This is a genomic window from Henriciella sp. (assembly GCF_049649345.1).
Classification (GTDB): domain Bacteria; phylum Pseudomonadota; class Alphaproteobacteria; order Caulobacterales; family Hyphomonadaceae; genus Henriciella.
Window position 1 is genome coordinate 1 of record NZ_JBARZC010000565.1, and the last position, 4,951, is coordinate 4,951.

Annotated in this window: 6 protein-coding genes; 3 read left to right on the forward strand and 3 right to left on the reverse strand. The window is 62.3% G+C overall.

Annotation, left to right across the window (positions count from 1 at the left end; translation table 11 throughout):
* The 3 genes from WA989_RS15635 to WA989_RS15645 form a co-directional block, all read right to left on the reverse strand.
* The coding region (locus WA989_RS15635; protein WP_424341409.1) for a TRAP transporter large permease subunit at window positions 1-568 on the reverse strand (568 nt) is incomplete at its 3' end.
* The gene (locus tag WA989_RS15640) at window positions 559-1,053 is read right to left on the reverse strand and encodes a TRAP transporter small permease (protein WP_424341410.1); all 495 of its coding nucleotides are present in this window, start codon (window positions 1,051-1,053) and stop codon (window positions 559-561) included. The genes WA989_RS15635 and WA989_RS15640, both read right to left, overlap by 10 nt.
* Before the next feature lies 1 nt (window position 1,054).
* A complete protein-coding gene (locus tag WA989_RS15645) occupies window positions 1,055-2,056 on the reverse strand; it encodes a TRAP transporter substrate-binding protein (RefSeq protein WP_424341411.1) in 1,002 nt (333 codons plus the stop codon).
* A gap of 123 nt (window positions 2,057-2,179) precedes the next feature.
* On the opposite strand from WA989_RS15645, the gene manD reads away from it, so the two are divergent.
* From manD to WA989_RS15660, 3 genes are all read left to right on the forward strand, one after another.
* Window positions 2,180-3,388: a D-mannonate dehydratase ManD gene (gene manD / locus WA989_RS15650; RefSeq protein WP_424341412.1), complete on the forward strand. Its 1,209-nt coding sequence runs from the start codon at window positions 2,180-2,182 to the stop codon at window positions 3,386-3,388.
* Window positions 3,376-4,332 (forward strand): sugar kinase, encoded by a 957-nt coding sequence (locus WA989_RS15655; protein ID WP_424341413.1) that lies wholly within the window; start codon window positions 3,376-3,378, stop codon window positions 4,330-4,332. Before manD ends, WA989_RS15655 begins: the two co-directional genes overlap by 13 nt.
* 96 nt (window positions 4,333-4,428) lie before the next feature.
* A partial coding sequence (locus WA989_RS15660) for an MFS transporter (protein WP_424341414.1) occupies window positions 4,429-4,951 on the forward strand: 523 nt, incomplete at its 3' end.

The following is a 4,951-nucleotide window of genomic DNA, read 5'->3' on the forward strand; positions in this document are numbered from 1 at the left end:
CGGTAATCATCAGCGCCCCGCCCGCGATAAGGCCCGGGAAGATACCGGCAAGGAACAGATCGCCGACACTCACGCCAACCGGCGAGACGACAGCATAGAGGATCATATTGTGCGAGGGCGGAATAAGAATGCCGAGAATGGCGGCGGTGGTGGTGACATTGACCGCGAAGTCGGCGTCGTAATTGCGCGCCTTCATCATCGGGATCAGCGTCGAGCCCATCGCAGAGACAGACGCTGCCGCAGAGCCCGACACCGCACCGAACAGCATGCTCGCGCCCACATCGACCTGGCCAAGCCCGCCCTTCGACTTGCCGAAAGCCGCTTCTGCAATGCTGACGAGGCGTTGGGCGATGCCCGTTCGCGCCATCAGCTCGCCGGCAAACACGAAAAACGGGATAGCGAGAAGGGAGAAGACATTCATCCCCGCCGCCATGCGCTGGAAGGCGACGATGAGCGGGATGTCGAGCAGGCCGAAAAAGACAAGGCTCGATACGCCGAGCGCGAAGGCCACAGGCACGCCGGCTGCCAGCAGCCCAAATAGAAGCAGGGTGAGGAGGATCAGCTCCATGTCGCCTCGATGTCCCTGCCCGCAAGAATTGCAAGCGCCCGTTCGAGCGAGAACAGGCAGACCAGCACGCCGGACAGGCTGATCGGAATATAGGCGACCCCGCGCGGCATCCCGAGCGCCGGGATCGCATGGCTCCAGGTGGCAGCCACCAGCTCTGCCCCGAACACCGCCATGGCGACGCCAAACACGAACACGCTCGCCTGGCCGAAGAGCTGGACGGCGAGTTTCGTCTTCCCTTTCGCAAGCGACTCAAACAGGGATATCCGCAGGTGAAACCCTTCGCGCACGCCCGCGGCGGCGGCAAACAGGATGAACCAGAGCATGGTCAGAAGCGTCAGCTGCTCGGTCCAGGACGGGCTGTCATTCAGCACATAGCGCGCAAACACCTGATAGCCGATCAGCGCCGTCATCAGAACGAGCCCGACGCCAGACAGGAGCAATGCGAGCGCGCTCAGCTTCCGGCAGATCGCTTCAAACGCGTTCACGTCACGCCTCCACAGCCTGGATCGCTTCGCTCAGGCCTTTGAGCTCAGGCGTGGCGAGATATCTTTCCCACACAGGCTGCACCGCCTCGACAAAGGGCGCACGGTCCGGCTCGACGATTTCGATGCCTGCGGCCTCGATTTCCGCCTGAGCCTCGGCCGAGCGTTCATCCCAGAGTGCGCGCATGAAGGTGACGCTCTCTTTTGCACAGGCGCGCACCAGCGCCCTGTCAGCCTCATCCAGTCCTGCCCAGCAGCGCTCGGACATTAGCAACACTTCAGGCGCCATGACATGCTGGGTGAGGCTGTAATATCCGGCCACTTCGAAATGCCGCGAGCTGAAATAGGACGGCCAGTTATTCTCGGCCCCGTCGATCACGCCCTGCATCAGGCCCTGATAGACCTCGCCATACGCCATCGGCGTCGCATCCCCGCCAAGCGTGTTCACCATGGAGACAAACATGTCCGAGCTCATCACCCGGATCTTCATGCCCTTCAGGTCCTCAGGCGTGCGGACAGGCTTCTTGGTGGTGTAAAAGCTTCGCGCGCCGGCATCATAGAAACAGAGGCCGATCAGCCCATGCGGCTCCAGCGAGGAGAGGATCGTCTCGCCCGGCGCGCCATCGAGCGCGGCGCGCATGTGCGCAGTGTCGCGGAAGATGAAGGGCAAGGTCGGCACCCTCGCTTCAGCCGAGATCGACCCGAGCGGCGCAATGCTGACCCGGTTCACATCGATCCCGCCAAAGATCGTGATCTCAAGCGTGTCGCGCTCATTGCCGAGCTGCCCGCCGGGATAGAGTTTCAGATCGAGCCGTCCGCCGCTTCGTTCGCTGAGCAGACGGCCAAATTCGCGCACTGCCTCCACGGTCGGATAGCCATCCGGCTGGGCATCGGTCGCATGCAGGAGCGTATCGTGGCCGAACGAACATCCCGTCGCTGCCAGCGCGAGGCCGCCGGCGCCCAGATACCCCAATTGCCTGCGTGTGAGGCGCGCAGCCTGTGTCACCTGATCCTCCCCGAGGGCCTCTTTGGGGCCTCCCTTATTGATACCGCTATCATTTCTTCCATTGCTTGGCTACGGCCCCCGTTATACGACTCCTGAAAACAGATGAGGCGGGAGGACGCTGCCGTGAAAATTACGAATGCCAAGGTGATCGTCACCTGCCCCGGACGCAATTTCGTGACGCTGAAGATCGAAACCGATGAGGGCCGGACCGGGATTGGCGACGCGACGCTGAATGGCCGCGAGCTTGCGGTTGCTGCCTATCTTGAACATCACGTTATCCCCAATCTGATCGGGCGCGACGCGCACCGGATCGAGGATATCTGGCAGTTTCTGAGCAAGGGCGCCTACTGGCGGCGCGGCCCTGTCACCATGACGTCCATCTCCGCTGTCGACACGGCCCTCTGGGACATCAAGGCGAAGGCTGCAGGCCTGCCGCTTTACCAGCTGCTCGGCGGCAAATCGCGAGAGCATGTGCTCGTCTACGGCCATGCCAATGGCGCCGATATCGAGAGCACGCTCGCCGAAGTCGGCCGCTATATCGACCTCGGCTACAAGGCGGTCCGCGCTCAATGCGCCGTGCCGGGCGTCAAAGGCACGTACGGCGTTGCCAAGGGCCAGATGTATTATGAGCCGGCGAGCTCAGAGCTGCCCGAGGAATCGGTCTGGGACACGCCCGCCTATCTCAATTTCGCGCCGAGCCTGTTCGAGGCGCTGCGCGAAGCCCATGGACCGGATGTCGAGCTCCTGCACGATGTCCACCATCGCCTCACGCCGATTGAAGCTGCCCGCCTCGGCAAATCGCTCGAGCCCTACCGTCTGTTCTGGATGGAAGATGCAAGCCCGGCGGAAAACCAGGAGGCCTTCCGCCTCATCCGCCAGCATACGGTGACTCCGCTCGCGGTCGGTGAGGTCTTCAACTCCATTTATGACTGCCGCACCCTGATCCAGGATCAGCTGATCGACTATATCCGCACCTCTGTCGTCCATGCCGGCGGGATCACGCAGCTGCGCCGGATCGCCAGCCTGGCAGCCCTCTACCAGATCCGGACCGGCTGCCACGGCGCCACAGACCTCTCTCCGGTCTGCATGGGCGCGGCGCTCCACTTTGACATTTCCGTCCCGAATTTCGGCATCCAGGAATATATGCGCCATACCGATGAGACCGACGAGGTTTTCCCGCACGCCTATAGTTTCGAGGATGGCTTCATGTATCCAGGCGATGCGCCGGGCCACGGCGTCGATATCGATGAGGACCTTGCCGCCAAATATCCCTATGAGCCCAAACAGCTCCCGGTCGCGCGGCTGAAAGACGGCACGCTATGGGATTGGTAGACATCTCCGGTCCTGTCGTCGCCATTGGCGAAGTCATGCTCGAACTGTCCGGGCCTGAGCCAGACAACAAGCGGCTGGCCTGGGCCGGCGATACGGCCAACACGCTGGTCTATCTCTCTCGCCTCGGGGCGCAGACCTCCTACCTCACAGCGCTCGGCCGCGATCCTTATTCAGAGATGATCGAGAAAGGCCTCGACGGCGAAGGCATCGACACAGGGTTCGTGCTGCGCCATCCCAGCCGCCTGCCCGGCCTTTACACGATTACCACCGCTGCCTCGGGCGAGCGCAGCTTTCATTACTGGCGCGGCCAGTCTGCGGCGCGGGCCTTCTTTGAGCTTGAGGAAAGCGCAGGCGCGCTCCTCCATGCGGCGAGCGCCGGGGTGCTTTATCTCACCGGCGTTACGCTTTCGATCTTTACCTCGGCAGAGCGCGCGCAGCTGATTGATCGGGCGAGGCGCGTGCGCGCCAATGGCGGCCATGTCGCCTTTGATCCGAACTATCGCGAAACCGGATGGGAAAGCGCAAACATCGCGCGTCAGGCGGTCGAAGCGATCGCACCCCACGTCTCGCTGGCTCTGCCCACCCGCGACGATGAAGACAAGCTGTTTGGCACGCTTGCCGAAGCAGAACACATCCAGCGCTGGCTCGATGCAGGCGCAGACGAAGTCGCGCTCAAATGCGGAGCTGACGGCGCGGTCGTGGCCAGCCGTGAGAGCGAGCCGGCGACCATTCCGGCCGAATCGCCCGCCGCCGTGGTCGACACCACAGGCGCAGGCGACAGCTTCAATGCAGCCTATCTCGCCGCACGCCTCGGCGGGGCTTCACCGTCAGATGCAGCGGCTGCAGGAAACCGCCTCGCGGCCCTCGTCATCGGCTATCGCGGCTCGATTATCCCCGCAGAATGCATGGCTCAATCAGACATGGGCTTGTCAAAATCTCTTTGAACTTGCAGCAGTGTGCGATAGCCTTTTATGGTAGCCCTAACATTTGATGGGGTTCAGGACAAAACAGGTCTCCACCAAAGGGGATTGGGAGGAAAAATGTCAGATACAACAATGGCTCCGGCCAAGTTCGAGGGCGATTTCGCTTACGTATTGCTGATCAGTTGCGTCGCGACGATTGGCGGCTTTCTGTTCGGATTCGATTCCGGGGTGATCAATGGCACGGTCGACGGGCTGCAGGTCGCCTTCAATTCTGAAGAGGTGGGCACGGGCTTCAATGTCGCGTCCATGCTGCTCGGCTGTGCAGCCGGCGCGGCGCTGGCCGGCAAGCTGTCGGACATGTTCGGGCGGCGCACGATGATGATTGTCGCAGCTGTCTTCTTCATTGTGTCAGCCTTCGGGTCCGGCATTGCCGGCAGCTCGGCCGAATTTGTCGTCTACCGTATCATTGGCGGCCTTGCGGTGGGCGCGGCGAGCGTCATGTCGCCCGCCTATATTTCCGAGATCGCGCCCGCCCGGTTCAGAGGACGCCTGTCTTCCATCCAGCCGGTTGCGATCATCAGCGGTCTCTTCATCGCCTTCCTCAGCAACTATCTCATCGCGGGGGCTGCAGGCTCTTCGC

What these genes read in the sequence shown, in the direction of transcription:
- WA989_RS15655 (WP_424341413.1), top strand. Translation starts at nt 3,376, where the DNA reads ATGGGATTGGTAGACATCTCCGGTCCTGTCGTCGCCATTGGCGAAGTC.